Source organism: Leeuwenhoekiella palythoae, assembly GCF_020310025.1.
GTDB lineage: Bacteria > Bacteroidota > Bacteroidia > Flavobacteriales > Flavobacteriaceae > Leeuwenhoekiella > Leeuwenhoekiella palythoae.
Genome location: NZ_CP084318.1, coordinates 3,087,598 through 3,103,744, shown reverse-complemented (window position 1 = coordinate 3,103,744; position 16,147 = coordinate 3,087,598). Strand labels below are relative to the sequence as shown.

Here is a 16,147-nt window from a genome sequence, read left to right as displayed (position 1 = left end):
TTGTACCGGTGAAATTACTCAATCTATCACGAAGAATAGTTGCCGTTTATCCCTAAAATATTCGCAAGAGCTGATACGATGTTAACCTAAAATACATCCCTCAATTTAAACAACTACCAATCAAGTTAGCGTAATTTTAAAATACTGCAAGACTCTATTTAGTATGTAAATTGAGCATAAGGTGTTTTAAAGTCTATCTATGAATAAAAAACTATCTAGAACTGAAAAACTAGGGTATTACCTCACTCCTATTGAAGTTGTTTTTAACGGTTTTCGGCATAACTATACTGATCGACTTAAGAAAAAACAAGATAAAGAGTTAAAAGCCTTAAAGCAATTTGGGGAACTTGAGAAAGTGAAAGAGCTCAAGGCTATTCACAAAAGCTATGGGAAATTTTATGTGTCTTGCTGCATAGCGCTAATCTTACTAGCTATTTTCATTTTTCTATTTGAAACTAGTATTAACTCACTAAATGAAGTCCAAAATTCCCTAAAAAATAATTCAAGTTAAAAATCATAATTTCAAATAATACGTTGTGCTTCTATATATTTACTTTTCCGTCAAAAAGTATTTTTGAATTTATGAAACAACTCCTACTCTTCAGTATCTTTTTTTGTAGCCTTTTCACATCTTATGCCCAACAACCCACAGTTGAAAAAGGTATATTTTCTGTAAATATTTTAACTCCGGGTTTAGAGTATGAGTTGGGCCTCACTCCAACAACCACCTTGGATTTTAGGGTGGGAACGGGTTTTGCTTATCAAAAAGGAATGTTTGGAGAAGGTTATGGCGTTTACCCTATTTTCAACACGCAATACCGTTATTACTATAACTTCAAAAAGCGAATGGATAAAGGGAAAAACATTACGAAAAACAGCGCTAATTATCTCGCTTTAAGCGCTGCGGTACAAACTGGGAAACCTATAATAGGAAGCCTAGAGTATTATGAGTCTTATTTTGGAGCTATCGGGCCGGTATGGGGCTTACAACGCTATTATAAAGGAGGATTAAAACTAGATCTTAACTTAGGTGCGGGATATGGTTTTAATGAGTCTGGCGAAAGTTTTTTCTCACCCATACTAGGTCTACGTTTAGGCTGGTTGCTTTTTAAATCGTGATCCTATCATAGGAATATTGTCTAACTTTCAAACTAAAGTTTGCTATGCAACACGTTATTTTAATTACTGGAGCCAGCTCGGGGATCGGTAAATCTACAGCCAAAAAGTTACTCGAAAAAGGGTATATCGTTTACGGTGCTGCTCGAAGAACTGATGAAATGCAAGAGCTAGAACACTTAGGGATGCACACCCATTTTTTAGATCTTACCAAAGACGGATCCATAATTTCCTGTGTAGAACATATTTTAAAAAAAGAAGGACGCATTGATGTGTTGATCAACAATGCCGGTTATGGGTCTTACGGCGCTGTTGAAGATGTTTCAATTGAAGAAGCCAAACGCCAGTTTGAGGTCAATCTTTTTGGTTTGGCCCGTATTACGCAATTGGTGCTGCCTGCAATGCGCAAAAATAAAAAGGGTCGTATCGTAAACATCTCCTCGATGGCCGGTAAAATCTACACGCCATTTGGGGCTTGGTATCACGCAACAAAACACGCTCTAGAAGGCTGGAGTGATTGTTTACGCTTAGAATTGAAAGCCTTTGATATTGATGTAGTGATTGTACAACCGGGCGCTATAAAAACAGACTGGGGTACAATTGCTGCTAAAAATTTAAAAGAAAAGTCAGGATCTGGGCCTTATGCTGCATTTGTTAATGCCGCGGCAGAGGGTATGCATGAAGCTTACACCGGTGACCGCCTCACCGATGTAGACGTTTTAGGAAAAACTATCGCTAAAGCAGCAACCATAAAAAAACCTAACCGCCGCTATGCTAAAGGCTTTATGGCTAAACCGGTGATGGCCTTGCGCAAATGGTTGGGTGATGGTATCTATGAAAAACTTATTATGTCGCAGTTCAAATAAGGTTTTAATAGCTTACGTAAAAATACCTTGACCTTTAAACATATTCTAAAGTCAAGAATCAATCCTACAAACCTCTCAATTTTCGTAACTTCACGCCTCCTCCTACGCGATTAAATCCAAAGTCATGAAAATCCTGCATACGGCCGACTGGCACATTGGCAAAAAGCTGCATAAACACTATTTATATACCGATTTTGAACGCTTTATCTCTTGGCTGATTGCAATTATTCAAGAAGAAGCTATCGAACTCGTTTTGGTCTCCGGAGATGTTTTTGACCTTGCTAATCCTTCCGCCGAAGCGCGCAAACAATACTATAAAGCTTTAAAGCAGTTAAGCAACCTCAACTGTAAACTCATCATCACCGGCGGAAACCACGATTCGCCGTCGATGCTTGATGCGCCACGAGAAATACTCGAAGCCCTCAATGTACATATCCTTGGCGGAATGCCTGAAAATCCGGAAGATTGCTTGATTCCCGTTCAAGGTAAACAGGATAATGACCAGCTTGTCGTTGCTGCAATTCCGTTTTTACGGGATGGAGATATTCGTGCGGCAGAATCTGGCGTCACTTATGAAAACCGCATTGAAGCCATAAGAAAAGGGATTGAAGCAGTCTTTACTCAAGCGGCAGAAAATTGCAAGCAACAATTCCCCGGACTACCGGTGATCGCTATGGGGCATTTGTATGCAGCAGGCATTGAACCTTCAGAGAGTGAGCGGGACATACAGATCGGTAATCAGGCTGCCTTTCAGGCGAGTCAGTTTGGTGATTATTTCAGTTATGTGGCGCTGGGGCATATTCATAAACCCCAACGCGTGACTGCTGCGATTCCCGCATTTTATAGCGGTTCGCCTTTACCGCTTTCTTTCAGCGAGCGTACCGATAAAAAACGGGTGCTGATCTTAGATACTTTAACGGGTTTTGAACCCAAAAGCATTGCGATTCCTACGTTTAGAAAGTTGAACAAAGTGAGTGGCGATCTGGAGCGTATACAAAGCAAATTGCAAGCATTAACATCTGAAGGCGAACTCACCAACCTCATCGAAGTGGAGTTGATCGAAGAAAACTTTGATGCCAACCGCATTGCACAGCTCGACACGCTGGTTACCGAATTTAATACACCTGGTCTGGAGATCGTTAAACATCGTGCGACCTTTAAAAACCGACTAAAAGCAACCGGAAATTTTTTTGATGCGCAGCAACATCTAGAAGATCTCAAACCGCTTGAAGTTTTTACTAAAATGCTAGAGCAGAACTCGTATGATGAAGAAACCAAGGCAAAAGTAACTTTGGCATTTCAGGAACTTGTAGAACACCTCAACACCACAGATCCCGCTTAACATGAAGATATTAAAAATTGCTTTTAAAAACATCAACTCGCTGCGTGGTGAGCACGAGATCGATTTTACTCAAGAACCCTTTTTGCAAAACAGCCTTTTTGCGATCACGGGCCCAACCGGGAGCGGAAAAACCACGATTCTTGATGTGATCTCTTTGGCGTTATTTAATCAAGTTCCTAGAATTGGTTCAATAAATAAAAATGATGTTCTAAAAAAAGGAGCCATTCTTACACGTAATCAGTCTGATGCTTATGCCAGTATCACTTACCAATGTAATTCTGGAATTTTCATCTCTACCTGGTCTATTTCTACTGCACGTACCGGTAATCTACGTGAATATCATATGGAAATAACTGATGTACAAAGTGGGACCTTTATAGATGTTAATAAAGGTAAAGTACCTTCTAAAAATGAGGAGCTGATCGGTTTGAATTATGATCAGTTTATCAAGTCGGTAGTGTTAGCTCAGGGCGAATTTGCCAAATTTTTACAAGTGCCCAAAAAGGAACGCGGTGCGCTTCTAGAAAAAATAACTGGAACTGATATCTATCGTAGAATTGGGATGGAAGTGTTTCTTCGGAATAAAGAGCGTGCTAAGAAAATTGATGCTAAACGCGCTAAAATTGAGACTTTCAGGGAGCAATTGCTGGAAGAAGATACGTTCACAGCAAAGCAAAAAGAAGCTGAAACTTTATCCGAAACACAACAACAATTAAAGCAAACGATCGAACAACTTACTAAAGAGATCGAGCTCAAAAAGAAACTACAAGCCGAAGAGCGCGAACTGCAAAAAACACAGAAAGAACTAGGCGAAGTGGTTGCGCTTCAGGAAAACTTCGAAAAAGAAAAAGGAGATGCACTGAAGCATCACGAAGCGATTCAACTTTTTGCAGAAGAACTCAATCAATGGCAAAGTTTGCAGGAAAAGCAAAAGGAAAAGCAAACCGAAATCATTAAGGCTACGGAAGCTTTAGAAGCTGCAAAAGCCCAACGAGAGCACTTAACGCAGCAACTTAGCGAACAATTTAAACTCACGGTCACGCCGACTGATTTTTCGGAAAAAATGGAACTGTATAAAGCGGAAGTCCGTGCCTTGATCGATGAGCGCAATGCCTTGCGCACCGCTTTCGAAACCAGTAAAAATCCGTTGCAAACCGCAGCTAGGGAATTCGATTTACTTTTCGACTTAAAAGATCTCAAAGGTTTTGAAACTGCTTTACAGGAGAAATCTACGAAGACCAAATCTGCGTATGCGGCTTTAGAGAACCGCTTTGACCTCAAAAATGCTTCGGTAGCAGAACGATTGGCAACAATTCAATCCAAACTGAAAAACATCCGCGCAGCTGAGAAAGCACATATGGCTTTAAGCACTTTGCAAAGTCAACGTAAAGAACGTAATGAAGAATACGTTTCTATTCAAAAGCAACAAGCGCAGTTGCCCGAAGAGGTCAAACAACTGAAACAGCAGATCGAGTTAAAAGAAGCTCAGCACACCGCTAAGCAAAAAACGCTGGAAGTAGAACAGCTTCAAAAACAACTTGAGGATTACCGCAAAGACCTGCAAAATAATGAACCTTGTCCGCTTTGCGGTTCGCTTGATCACCCTTTTGCAGCCCATATTCCGCAAGAAGAAAACGGACTCAAAGCTGCGGTGCTTCAATTAGAACACGAATTAAAAACACTGAACAAAGAACTCGTGACGAGAGAAAGTTCGCTTCAGCAATTAACGCAACAAACACAACAGCTCGAACAGCGTATAAAAGTTCTCGATGAAGAACTGAGTGCTCAGCAAACCACTTTTGATGCTCAATTTAAAAACCTGATGCAATCTAAGGGCAGCGCCACGTTTAACGAATTGGAGCTCCAACTGGAACAGCAAGAACAGGAATTAAATTCCGCTGAAAAACTTCAGCAAAACATTAAGGTACTTGCGCAAATTCAACAGCAAACAACCGATCTAAAAGGGCTGTTGGCAAAGGGTAAAAAGAAAGCAGAAGCAATTTCCGCAGTCTATTCCGGTAAAAATTTTGAACAAGACATCAGTCACATTGAAACCTCCTGGAATCGTAACGAGCAAACCGTAAACCAGCAACAACAGCTGCTCACAACAGCTAAAGAAACAGAACACGATCTTGCAAAAACCTTAGAAGGTCTCACTACCAGCTTAGTAGGGCAATTGAACAAAAAAGGCTATAAATCTATTGAAGATGCATTACAAAAGCGTTTGAATGCCGCAACCGCTCAAACTTGGAAACAAGAATTAGAAAAGATCAACGATGAAGCTTTACGTTTAAAAACCTTGCGCAACAAACTCATTGAAGAAATTCAAATCCTAACGGATTCGGCGAGTGATGCACCACTTGAAAAACTTCAAGAACAGCATCAGGCACAAACAGAAACGCTTCAGCAAAATGAACATTTAGCCTCTGATCTATCGCGGCAACTTTTAAATCATAAGGATAATCTGGAGCAGATTAGAAAACTTCAGAAACAGATTGATCAGGAACTTAAAAATGGTGAACATTGGTTGATTCTCAATAACCTGATCGGTGATGCGAACGGGAATAAGTTTAATGATTTTGCGCAGGACCTTACACTAGCGCAATTGCTACAGCTGGCGAACAAGCGCCTAAAACATCTTACCGATCGTTATCAAATAGATCAACCGGCAGATGATGAAGACGACAGTCTGGTTGCGATTGATGAGCATATGGGTGGGCAACGCCGCTCGATCAAAACGCTGAGCGGTGGCGAGACCTTTATTTTAAGTCTGGCGCTGGCCTTGGCATTATCTGATCTCGCTTCACGCAATATTGAGATCAACAGCCTGTTTATTGACGAAGGTTTTGGTACCCTCGACCCGGAAACCCTTGATCAAACGCTGGACACACTTGAAGTTTTGCAAGCCGAATCTTCAAAAATGATCGGGGTGATCAGCCACGTAGATAGTTTAAAAGAGCGCATTGCAACGCAGATTCAACTTACGCAAAATGGGCAAGGTTATAGCAGTCTAAAAATCGTATAATCCTATATAAATTGGTTATCATACCATAGAGGAAACCGCAGTAATCGGGGAGCTTTTAGGCATTATAAGTCTTAAATTTACAGTAGAATTTTTAAGAGAAAAACTATGAATTTTCACACTAGAAAATGGATCAAACCGCAAGACCTCAATCCCAATCGTTCACTCTTTGGAGGCCGACTTTTAGAATGGATTGATGAAGAGGCTGCGCTTTATGCTATTATACAATTAGAGAATCCGCGTACGGTTACTAAATATATTTCTGAGATCGATTTTAAGTCCAGCGCGCGTGAAGGGGATATCGTTGAAATTGGTATCGAACCGGTAAAATTTGGTACCGCTTCCCTTACCTTAAAATGTGAGGTACGTAACAAAATGACCCGCGAGACCATCATCACCATCGACAAGATCGTGATGGTTGGCTTAGATGAAAACGGAAATGCCAAACCCCACGGAAAAACAAAAGTTGAATATGTAAAAGACCGTTTAGAAGACAAATAAGGTCTATCACAAATAGAATTGTTTGCACAAAAAGAGGCTTTTAGAGCCTCTTTTTGCATTCAGAATGCTAATAAATGCATACAATAGGGCAATCGCCGGTTATTCTTTCTAAAGAGGTTTCGGTAATTTAGCAGCCATTAGCGGTTTTAAAGTTTCCTATAAACCATAAAACTCACAAAATTTAATTCACTTTATGTTCCCTAAAAGCACATACGTCAATAGACGAAATATTTTAAAACAAACCTTAAAAAGTGGCATCATCCTCTTTCCAGGAAATGGCGAAAGCTCGATGAATTATGCCGATAACTGGTATCCTTTTAAGCAGGATAGCAGCTTTTTATATTACACCGGAATCGACCATATTCCTAATTTATACTTCTTGATCAACATCGACACCGGGGAAGAGATCCTCTTCGGAAACAATGCCACTCCAGAAGAAAAAGTATGGATCGGTTCTGCGGAAAAGCTAGAAAGTTTTGCTGAAAAGTCCGGCTTCAGTACCGTAAAACCTTTAGATCAGGTAGCGTCTTATTTAAAAGCGCAGTTAGCCAAAGGACAACAAGTACATTACCTTCCGCCCTATCGTTCGGCTCAAAAAATTGCGATCAGCGAACTTTTAGATATTCCGCTCCGGGAGGTAGAAGCTAACAAATCTGTAGCCTTGATTCAGGCAATCGTTGCTCAGCGCGAGCGCAAATCGGCTGAAGAATTGGTACAACTTGAAGAAGCGGTGAATATTACCCGCAAAATGCACGAGTATGCCATCATCAATACTAAACCGGGAATGACAGAAATGCAAATGGCAGGTACGCTTAACGGTATTGCAGTAAGCGGTGGCGGCGGACTCGCCTTCCCTATTATTCTAACCAAAGATGGCCGATACCTGCACAATCACGCAACCACAGCGGTGTTAAATGAAGGCGATCTGGTACTTTGCGATTGCGGCGCATATAACACGATGGGCTACGGTGGTGATATGACGCGCACCTTCCCTGCCGGAAAAACGTTCAGTCCGTTGCAAAAGGATGTTTACAATATCGTGCTTAATGCGCACGAAAGGGCCATTGCTGCATTAAAACCGGGTACGCGTTTTAAAGACATTCACCTGCTGGCTTCCAAGAAGCTCGTAGAAGGTCTTACTGATCTTGGCCTGATGAAAGGTGACGCTGACGAAGCCGTTGCTGCCGGAGCACACACGCTTTTCTTTCAATGCGGTTTGGGTCATATGATGGGCTTAGACATTCACGATATGGAAAATCTGGGCGAGCAATATGTGGGCTATACTCCTGAGCTGAAGAAAAGTACTGAGTTTGGTCTGAAGTCACTACGTCTAGGAAAAGAACTTCAGGAGGATTTTGTGCTTACTGTAGAACCCGGCTTGTATTTCAATCCATTCTTGATCGATGAGCGCAGAGCACAGAAAAAGTATATGGACTTTGTGAATTATGACGAAGTCGAAAAATTCAAATCTTTTGGTGGCATACGCGTTGAAGAAGATTTTGTCATTACCAAAGACGGAAGCAAACTATTGGGTGAACCACTTGCCAAAACACCTGAAGCCATCGAAAAACTTAGAAATAACTAACCTATGAAAGCCATAAAACTAGGCCTGCTTTGCTTGTTTACTATCGCAGTAAATAGTACAGCAAATGCTCAAGACGCCTCTCAATTAACATTAGATCGAATTTATTCCTCTGAATTTCGCGGCGAGAGCGCCCGAGCAATAAGTTGGATCAACGATGGAGACGCCTTTGTCACCATCGAACAAACCGGAGACGGCCAAGACCAACTCATCAAGTATGAAAGTAAATCAAATGCTCAAGAGATCTTTTTAAGCGCGGAAGTACTAACCCCTTCGGGTGAAGATCAAGCGCTTCAAATTGCTGATTTCAGTCTTTCTAATGATGAAAGCAAAGTGCTCATTTTCACTAATACCAGTCGGGTGTGGCGCTCGAACACTAAAGGAGATTATTGGGTTTATGATTTAGATACCAAAGCTTTAAAGCAATTGGGTGCGGCGCTTCCTTCGTCCTCGTTGATGTTTGCCAAGTTTTCTGACTCTAATGAAAACGTAGCCTATGTTTCGGGTTTCAATCTTTATGAAGAGAACTTTAAAACCGGCGAAGTAACCCAGCTTACGACAGACGGAACGGGCGATATCATCAACGGAACTTTTGACTGGGTCTATGAAGAAGAGTTTGGGGCGCGTGATGGTTTTAGATGGAATCCTGACGGAAAACACATCGCCTATTGGCAGCTTGATGCATCAGAAATCGGAACGTTTTATATGATCAACACCACTGATTCTGTGTATGCTAAGCCAATTCCGTTGCAGTACCCCAAAGTGGGTTATGATCCTTCTTCGACTAAAGTGGGCATTGTAAATACTAAAACTCAAGAGACTACTTGGATTCCTGTTCCCGGTGATCCTATTCAGCATTATTTGCCCGCTTTACAGTGGATTGATGAAGATCTTTTGTTGATTCAGCAGTTGAATCGCAAGCAAAATACGCTGAAGATCTACACATATGTACCTTCTTCAGAAGCTCTAAAAGAAGTATATACCGAAACCGAAGAAACCTGGGTAGATCTTGATTACCCCGATGTTTCTGCCAACCAATGGGGTAAAAATGATTTACTTCTAACACCAGATAAGTCTGAGTTTTTAAGAATGACCGAAAATGATGCGTGGCGGCATATTTACAAAGTAAGTTTAGAAACCGGCGAGCGTAAACTATTAACTCCGGGCGACTACGATGTGGCGGCTTTTTATACCGCAACAAACAAGGAGGTATTCTTTTCGGCTTCGCCGAAAGATCCTGCGCAGCGTTATTTATTCTCGACTTCATTAAAAGGAAAAGGCACTCCCAAATGCCTTACGCCAGACGAATTTGAAGGTATCAATACCTATCAAATCGCACCCAACGGAAAGTATGCGATTCATTCGCACACGAGTGTTGATGAACCAACGACCGTACGCTTGATAAGTCTGCCTAATCACAAGACCATCAAAGTCTTGGTTGACAATGCCGGTTTAAAAGAGAAACTAAGCAGCTTGGCGCTTCCTAAAACCGAATTTTTTCAAGTAGAAACCGAAGACGGTATTCTGGTTGAAGGTAGAATCACCAAGCCTGTAGGTTTTGATGAATCTCAAGAATACCCTGTGCTTTTTCATGTATATGGCGAACCTTGGGGACAAATGGCCACCGACAATTTCATTGGTTTGTACGATATCTTTTTAGCGCAGCAAGGCTTTGTGATCATCAATATGGATAACCGCGGCACACCTTCTTTAAAAGGTAGCGCATGGCGTAAATCGATCTACCGAAAGGTTGGTGTGGTGAATTCGCGTGATCAGGCGATGGCGACTAAAGCTTTATTAAAAAAATGGAGTTTTCTTGATGTAGATCGGGTTTCAGTCTGGGGCTGGAGCGGCGGTGGCTCAATGACGTTAAATCTGTTATTCCGCTATCCTGAAATTTATCAAACCGGAATTGCGGTAGCCGCAGTGGCCAATCAGCTGTTTTATGATAATGTATATCAAGAGCGTTATATGGGACTTCCGCAGGAAAATCTTGAAGATTTTATTGAAGGTTCTCCGGTAACCTATGCTAAGAATTTAGAAGGCAATCTATTGGTGGTTCACGGTACCGGCGACGATAACGTGCATTACCAAAATATGGAGTATCTAGTAAATGAACTCATCAAACAAAACAAGCAATTTACGATGATGGCGTATCCTAACCGCTCCCACGGTATTTATGAGGGAATGAATACCCGAAAACATTTATACACCTTGCTCACCAATTACCTTTTTGAACACAACAAAAAATAAGCTTCAAGAAGCTATTTTGTTAAAAAATAAAACCTCGGCTTCTCAGCCGAGGTTTTTTTGTCAATTAAGGGGTAAAAGACAAAATTAAGCAGCTACAACAGCAGCTTGCTTTGCGGTTAATGCGTTTTGAATATCACACTTCCAGGTACTTGCACGCTTCATCTCAAAATTCTGAGCTGAATCTATAAGCGAGTCGTAAAAATTTAGAAGTATTGGCGCTCCACTGTTTTGTGGTATCAGTTCTAATGTAAGATTCTCTAAAGTGCTACTTACTTTTCCGTCAATGCGTTTAGTTTGTAGATCCTCAAGAAGATTCACGCGAGAAATTGTAGAAAGATCAATCGCTTTGTGCACGATTTGCTCTTGTACTAACTGTGCGTAAAATAGCACATTATTTTTAAGATCAATACCAATGATTCGCGAAGCCCACTGCTCTGTTTTATCAAAAGCGAGGTTTTGTTTTGTTGCTTCGGTTTTAAAAAAAGTACTGAGTTTTTTAGTGTTTGATCCAAAAAGGATAAAAAGAATATAAGGTACTGCTACGGCTCCCACCACAACGGCAAAAACCAAAATCATATTTAATTTCATAAGATAAAGAATTGTTTAATTTTTTAGCGTCCCAATAGCTATCGGGACTGCGTATTAACACCTTTAGCGATGCCGAATACATTTGATGCTTAAAGCGCATCTAAGCCGAAGCTTAAAAGGATAAGCCCGACTTTTAAAGTCAAAAAATTAAAACTCTTTACGGAAATAAATGAAAAGGAAAAATGAGATCTAGCCGACTGAGCGAAGGTGTTATAAGCTCACACAGCGTCAAATACTGAAGGTTGAGTGTCGTAAGTAGTGCAGTAGACTCTGAAGTAAGACCTGCCCAAAAATCAGACCCATTAAGAGAATGATCCTTTTGCTGATGCAGAGAAACTTCAGGAGCAGTAAGCAAAAGTTGCTCGACTGCAACCGCCTTGTCATTGCCCTCTTGAACAGATGCACGGTGTTCTCCCGGCACAGCTGGCTCAAAAGTATCTGCCGGAGTAACTCCATAAGAAAACTCTCCAGCTCCCAAAAGGAGCAGCAAGAAGAGAAAAACAGATTTTACAAATGCCTTCATATTAGGCACAAAGGTAAAGCAGCAACCTGTTAAGTTGCTGCTAAAATTTAAATAATTTAATGAAATCCCAAACGCTTAATAAACGACCTCTTCGGGTACATCAGAGAGGGTTTTTAAAAAAGCTACCAAGGCTTGCTGTTCTTCGGCGGTGAGTTCGAGATTGTCAAATGGTAGTGTTTGATGCGGCAGATCAAAGCCAAGGCCACCACCGCCGCCTTTATTATAAAAGTCAATAACTTCTTCTAAACTTTCATACACACCGTTATGCATATAAGGCGCGGTAAGTGCCGCGTTACGCACGGTTGGCGTCTTAAACATTCCCAATTGTATGGGCTCTTCGTACATAAAGTAAAAGCCCAGATCGTCGTCAAGCTCTTTATTTGCAGCAGTTTCCGGAACACCAATTACTTCCTTTTCAGTATCGGTAAAAAAGGGAGGCACTGTCCCACTAGTGAGCGGCATAAAATGACAGGTAGCACAAAGCGCTTTTCCCATAAATAAGTTTAACCCCTGTTTTTCTTCAGGAGTAAATGTGTTTTCTTCTCCACGCATATTTTTATCGAACTTTGAACTGAAACCATTAAGCGTACTGATGTATGCCGAAAGTGCTTTGATGGTTTCGTCGTTAGTCCAACTTCTGCGCGTACCGAATACTTCTTTGAAAGCTTCGTAATAGGTGGAATCGGTTAACACTTCTTCAGAAAATTCGTGTACGGTACTGTTGAATTCTTCTTTATTGGTAAATACCCCTGAAATCTGAGCAAGCAAGGTTTCGGCTCTGCCATCCCAGAAAAATGCACGTTGAAAAACCGAGTTGATCAAGGTGGGAGAATTCCGTTTTAACGGAGAACCGGTATTATTCATATTGGTCACCTTCCCATCTGTGTAGGCTAGTTTGGGATCGTGGCAAGTAACACAAGCCATATCTTTTCCTTTTGAAAGATTTTTGTCAAAAAACAGACGCTTTCCTAATGCGATTTGTGCTTCGGAAGGATTACGATTTGTGATCTCTCTGAAATATTCCACATTAAAAGAATCCTCTTCAAAAAAGGTAGGTGCATCAAAATTATAGGGTTTATTAGTCACCGGCTCCCAAACGTCTGAAGCTTTGCGTATCGCCACCCAACTGCGCGTAATGGGATTAAAATATTCCCGTATAAATGTGTAGCGATCAAAAGTTGCAAAATCTTTATTGGTCGCAATAAACGCAATAGCCTGCTCAACCTGATCTTGAAATTGAAGATCCAACTGTGCATCAGCAGCTTTTACACGCTCTTGTATGCTCAATGCATAAACATCTCTGAGACTTTGCAAGGACTCTTGAGTTTCTCCTAAACCTAGTCCGCTCACGGGTGTATCAAAACCAGCGATCGCAAGACTCACCATACGCATCAACTGTTGATGTGTTGCGATAAAAAACCGTTCAGCGTTGAGTTCGCGCTCCGCAATACTTCCTTTTAAAATTTCTAGTAAACCTTTGGTAAGACGCAGTTCTTTTTGATAAGCAGTTTCGTTCTCAATTCCCTCATAAATAGATTCTTCAATTTTTTGAAGTCCCACGGGCTCCAAAACCTTTTGAGAATCATCTGTTAAAAATGGCAATGCCGGACCATTAGCGCGATGCCCTACCACAGGATTGATGTACGACGCGTAGGGTTCGGCTTTTTTAAAAGCTACACGAGCTTTACTAAAATAGATTTTGGCCTTAGCGCTTTCAGCGGGGGTGACCGCTAAAGAATCTAAGTACTGCATCGCTTCGGCTAAATGCATTTTATAATATTCCTGAGTAGGTTGCCAATCTACTAAAGCGGTAAGCGTTTCGTCAGCCTTCTTATCGTTTTTACAAGCCGAAAAACACAGTAAAACAATCAGGCCGAGTCGGGTAAGTAATTTCATAGAAACAGGTAATATGTATTTATGACAAAACCTCCACAAGAATTTGTGGAGGTTTAAAGACTATAATGGTTGGTTGTTATCTTGGTAAGCCTTGTAATAAAATTACTTGAGAACCTTGTCTGTTTTCACGTCCAGAAATGATGTGACCATCTAATCCTTGGAAGAAATCATCAGTCCAGTAATGAGGCTGAAGCGCTAGCACAAAAGTACCGTCTACACCTATTTTATCTGAAATGTCAATCAAAGAACCAAACTCTCCATTGTAAACCACACCTGGATCTTCAGCTAAGTTCTGGTCAACGCGTAAGCGTAATACAACTTCGATATTATCTCCATTTAAATCACTCTGATAGATGTATGAATTATGATTTCTGTTGAATGAGTTTGGATCTTCTTGAAAGTATACATAGTTCTCGGTCACACAAATGTTGTCAGGGCTCTGCAAGCTTGCAAGGTTCCCGTCCATATTGTTTGTGTCTGTGTTTCCGCTTACTACTTGGGTAAGCTTTCCGGTTAACGGAGCATCTGCATCAAGTTCTAATTTGTAAACGGTTCCCCAGTCGTTATATGTTCCTGCTCCGGGACCTCTACCGGTTACAGCAAAATAAACATTGCGACCGTTAGCATCAGAACCTTTCTGATAATCTACATCTTCAACACGCATAAATGCCGAAGCACCAACTTCAATACAAGCATCTTCCATCTCGCTTGCGCTTAGGTTTGCAGCGTCAGGAATTTCAACAAATTCTACATCATAAGTTGCTTTGAAATCAAGATCACCTTCGTTGTAGATCTGGCCTTCTTCAGCAGCGATTACGCCTCCGTTTCCGTCAGAGATTTGCTTCAGTTTTAAAACATAAACTTTACCTCCTTCAAGATCTGCATCGCCATTTTCTGAATAATACAGAACAACTTGGCCTTCAGAACCGCTAGAATCGTCATCTCCACCTATGATCACCGTTTTTCCGGAATAGGCATCTTTAGGTAACGGAACCGCGTTTTCCCAAGAGAACTCGCCTAATGCTGCCAGACCAAAATCTGCAGTAGGAGTTGGAGTCTCTACATAAGGATCAATCGCTTTTACTTTATAGCTATAACTCTCTGAAGCTGATAAGAAAATATCTTCGCTACCTCCGTGAATATCTGCTTCCCACATTGTAGCACTACATTGGCGTGCCCAATCTGCCACACCAGAATTCAATAAGTAATCTCCTTTAACAGGAATCAAGTTCTCGTCTAAGAAAATACGAGATACCGCATAGTGATCTTCGTTATTAACTACATAAATATATCCGTCGCTATTAGGATCTTTTAAGAAACCTGCACCGTCTGCAGAACCTGCCATTTGAAAATTGGTCTCCCCGATCACATCAGAAGTACTGATCAACGAATAAGGCTTTACAAAGTTGAAAGCCGGCGACATTTGTACTAGCGGCTCTAAACTTGATTTGTTTGCAAAAAGCTCAGCGGTTGGAGTAAAGTCTTCTCCATCTTCACCATCCTGGCCGTCAACACCATCGGTACCGTCAACGCCATCTACGCCGTCTGCCCCATCAAGGCCATCTTCACCCTCACAAGCAATAAATACCACACCCACAGATGCAAGCATCATAAGGTTGAATAAAAGTTTTTTTAATGTAGTCATGTTTAATAGAAATTTGATTTTTAGTTGGAAACAAATCTATCTAGACCAGCATTTTTCGGCGTTAACTCAGTATCGTGCTTGAATTAATTTTAAATCAATTGAAGGTTAAAAAAGTTACCTCAACATTACTATTTAAAATTGTTCTAAGGCTTTATGTTAAGAAGCTCATTTTAGGGTAAAATTGAAGATTACAAGGTAGTTGCCTTAAATACAAACCAATAGAAAATTCACCTTCAATAGGTTGCAAAAAAATCCGCTGCAGGAGCGGATTTCTAATAGTATGTTTTGAAACGTTTTACGCTTCGGTTAAAATTTGGGCGGCGTGGTCTTTGGTTTTTACCTTTCCTATAACCCGGGTTACCGTTCCGTTTTCTACGATAAAGGTGGTACGATGGATTCCATCATATTCTTTGCCCATAAACTTTTTTGGTCCCCAAACACCAAAAGCGTTGATCACGGTTTTATCTTCATCTGCTAAAAGCGGAAAAGGAAACTCATACTTATTTCTAAAATTGGTTTGACGACGTTCTGAATCTGCACTCACGCCTAGTAGTTCGTAGCCTTCTGCTTGTAATTCTTTGTAATTATCTCTCAAGTTGCAAGCTTCGGCAGTACAACCCGGCGTTGACGCTTTTGGATAGAAAAACACAACAACTTTTTTGTCTGCATAATCGCTCCATTGTACTTCGTTTCCATCCTGATCTTTAGTGGTGAATGCAGGTACTTGATCTCCTTCTTTTAACATATTCATGATTTTCTATATTTTAATGTGTAGAATTGATTCTTTTTAAGGTTTCAAAAAATCCCTTCTTT

General features: G+C 40.9%; 13 protein-coding genes. 8 read left to right on the top strand and 5 right to left on the bottom strand.

Going from position 1 to position 16,147, the window contains the following annotated elements; all coding sequences use genetic code 11:
* The first annotated feature begins 199 nt into the window (after window positions 1–199).
* The 8 genes from LDL79_RS13270 (at window position 200) to LDL79_RS13235 (ending at window position 10,682) form a co-directional block, all read left to right on the top strand.
* The gene (locus LDL79_RS13270; protein ID WP_225598035.1) at window positions 200–511 is read left to right on the top strand and encodes a hypothetical protein; all 312 of its coding nucleotides are present in this window, start codon (window positions 200–202) and stop codon (window positions 509–511) included.
* 71 nt (window positions 512–582) lie between these two features.
* Window positions 583–1,119, top strand: a complete 537-nt coding sequence (locus LDL79_RS13265; RefSeq protein ID WP_072979861.1) for a hypothetical protein — start codon at window positions 583–585, stop codon at window positions 1,117–1,119.
* A gap of 44 nt (window positions 1,120–1,163) precedes the next feature.
* Window positions 1,164–1,982, top strand: a complete 819-nt coding sequence (locus LDL79_RS13260; RefSeq protein WP_225598034.1) for an oxidoreductase — start codon at window positions 1,164–1,166, stop codon at window positions 1,980–1,982.
* 124 nt (window positions 1,983–2,106) lie between these two features.
* Entirely contained in the window at window positions 2,107–3,324 is a 1,218-nt protein-coding gene (locus LDL79_RS13255) for an exonuclease SbcCD subunit D C-terminal domain-containing protein (RefSeq protein ID WP_225598033.1), read from the top strand.
* A gap of 1 nt (window position 3,325) precedes the next feature.
* Window positions 3,326–6,349, top strand: coding sequence for an SbcC/MukB-like Walker B domain-containing protein (locus LDL79_RS13250; RefSeq protein WP_225598032.1), 3,024 nt, complete (start codon window positions 3,326–3,328; stop codon window positions 6,347–6,349).
* Window positions 6,350–6,454: 105 nt separating this feature from the next.
* Window positions 6,455–6,847, top strand: coding sequence for an acyl-CoA thioesterase (locus LDL79_RS13245; RefSeq protein ID WP_009780854.1), 393 nt, complete (start codon window positions 6,455–6,457; stop codon window positions 6,845–6,847).
* A gap of 193 nt (window positions 6,848–7,040) precedes the next feature.
* Window positions 7,041–8,432, top strand: a complete 1,392-nt coding sequence (locus LDL79_RS13240; protein WP_225598031.1) for an aminopeptidase P family protein — start codon at window positions 7,041–7,043, stop codon at window positions 8,430–8,432.
* Between the two features lie 3 nt (window positions 8,433–8,435).
* Window positions 8,436–10,682: a S9 family peptidase gene (locus LDL79_RS13235; RefSeq protein ID WP_225598030.1), complete on the top strand. Its 2,247-nt coding sequence runs from the start codon at window positions 8,436–8,438 to the stop codon at window positions 10,680–10,682.
* Window positions 10,683–10,766: 84 nt separating this feature from the next.
* Here the strand turns inward: LDL79_RS13235 and LDL79_RS13230 are convergent, their stop codons facing one another.
* From LDL79_RS13230 to bcp, 5 genes are all read right to left on the bottom strand, one after another.
* Window positions 10,767–11,270 carry a hypothetical protein gene (locus LDL79_RS13230; RefSeq protein ID WP_225598029.1) on the bottom strand — a complete coding sequence of 168 codons (504 nt, stop codon included), beginning with the start codon at window positions 11,268–11,270 and terminating at the stop codon, window positions 10,767–10,769.
* A 157-nt stretch (window positions 11,271–11,427) separates the two neighbouring features.
* The gene (locus LDL79_RS13225; protein WP_225598028.1) at window positions 11,428–11,793 is read right to left on the bottom strand and encodes a hypothetical protein; all 366 of its coding nucleotides are present in this window, start codon (window positions 11,791–11,793) and stop codon (window positions 11,428–11,430) included.
* Between the two features lie 75 nt (window positions 11,794–11,868).
* Window positions 11,869–13,689, bottom strand: a complete 1,821-nt coding sequence (locus LDL79_RS13220) for a cytochrome-c peroxidase (RefSeq protein ID WP_225598027.1) — start codon at window positions 13,687–13,689, stop codon at window positions 11,869–11,871.
* A 76-nt stretch (window positions 13,690–13,765) separates the two neighbouring features.
* A complete protein-coding gene (locus tag LDL79_RS13215; RefSeq protein ID WP_225598026.1) occupies window positions 13,766–15,334 on the bottom strand; it encodes a PhoX family protein in 1,569 nt (522 codons plus the stop codon).
* A gap of 295 nt (window positions 15,335–15,629) precedes the next feature.
* Entirely contained in the window at window positions 15,630–16,085 is a 456-nt protein-coding gene (bcp, locus tag LDL79_RS13210) for a thioredoxin-dependent thiol peroxidase (protein ID WP_167597571.1), read from the bottom strand.
* Between the last annotated feature and the right edge of the window lie 62 nt (window positions 16,086–16,147).

Excerpts from the sequence above, each read along its gene's own strand:
- LDL79_RS13270 (WP_225598035.1), top strand. The coding sequence starts at position 200 with ATGAATAAAAAACTATCTAGAACTGAAAAACTAGGGTATTACCTCACT.
- LDL79_RS13265 (WP_072979861.1), top strand. The coding sequence starts at position 583 with ATGAAACAACTCCTACTCTTCAGTATCTTTTTTTGTAGCCTTTTCACA.
- LDL79_RS13260 (WP_225598034.1), top strand. The coding sequence starts at position 1,164 with ATGCAACACGTTATTTTAATTACTGGAGCCAGCTCGGGGATCGGTAAA.
- LDL79_RS13255 (WP_225598033.1), top strand. The coding sequence starts at position 2,107 with ATGAAAATCCTGCATACGGCCGACTGGCACATTGGCAAAAAGCTGCAT.
- LDL79_RS13250 (WP_225598032.1), top strand. The coding sequence starts at position 3,326 with ATGAAGATATTAAAAATTGCTTTTAAAAACATCAACTCGCTGCGTGGT.
- LDL79_RS13245 (WP_009780854.1), top strand. The coding sequence starts at position 6,455 with ATGAATTTTCACACTAGAAAATGGATCAAACCGCAAGACCTCAATCCC.
- LDL79_RS13240 (WP_225598031.1), top strand. The coding sequence starts at position 7,041 with ATGTTCCCTAAAAGCACATACGTCAATAGACGAAATATTTTAAAACAA.
- LDL79_RS13235 (WP_225598030.1), top strand. The coding sequence starts at position 8,436 with ATGAAAGCCATAAAACTAGGCCTGCTTTGCTTGTTTACTATCGCAGTA.
- LDL79_RS13230 (WP_225598029.1), bottom strand. The coding sequence starts at position 11,270 with ATGAAATTAAATATGATTTTGGTTTTTGCCGTTGTGGTGGGAGCCGTA.
- LDL79_RS13225 (WP_225598028.1), bottom strand. The coding sequence starts at position 11,793 with ATGAAGGCATTTGTAAAATCTGTTTTTCTCTTCTTGCTGCTCCTTTTG.
- LDL79_RS13220 (WP_225598027.1), bottom strand. The coding sequence starts at position 13,689 with ATGAAATTACTTACCCGACTCGGCCTGATTGTTTTACTGTGTTTTTCG.
- LDL79_RS13215 (WP_225598026.1), bottom strand. The coding sequence starts at position 15,334 with ATGACTACATTAAAAAAACTTTTATTCAACCTTATGATGCTTGCATCT.
- bcp (WP_167597571.1), bottom strand. The coding sequence starts at position 16,085 with ATGAATATGTTAAAAGAAGGAGATCAAGTACCTGCATTCACCACTAAA.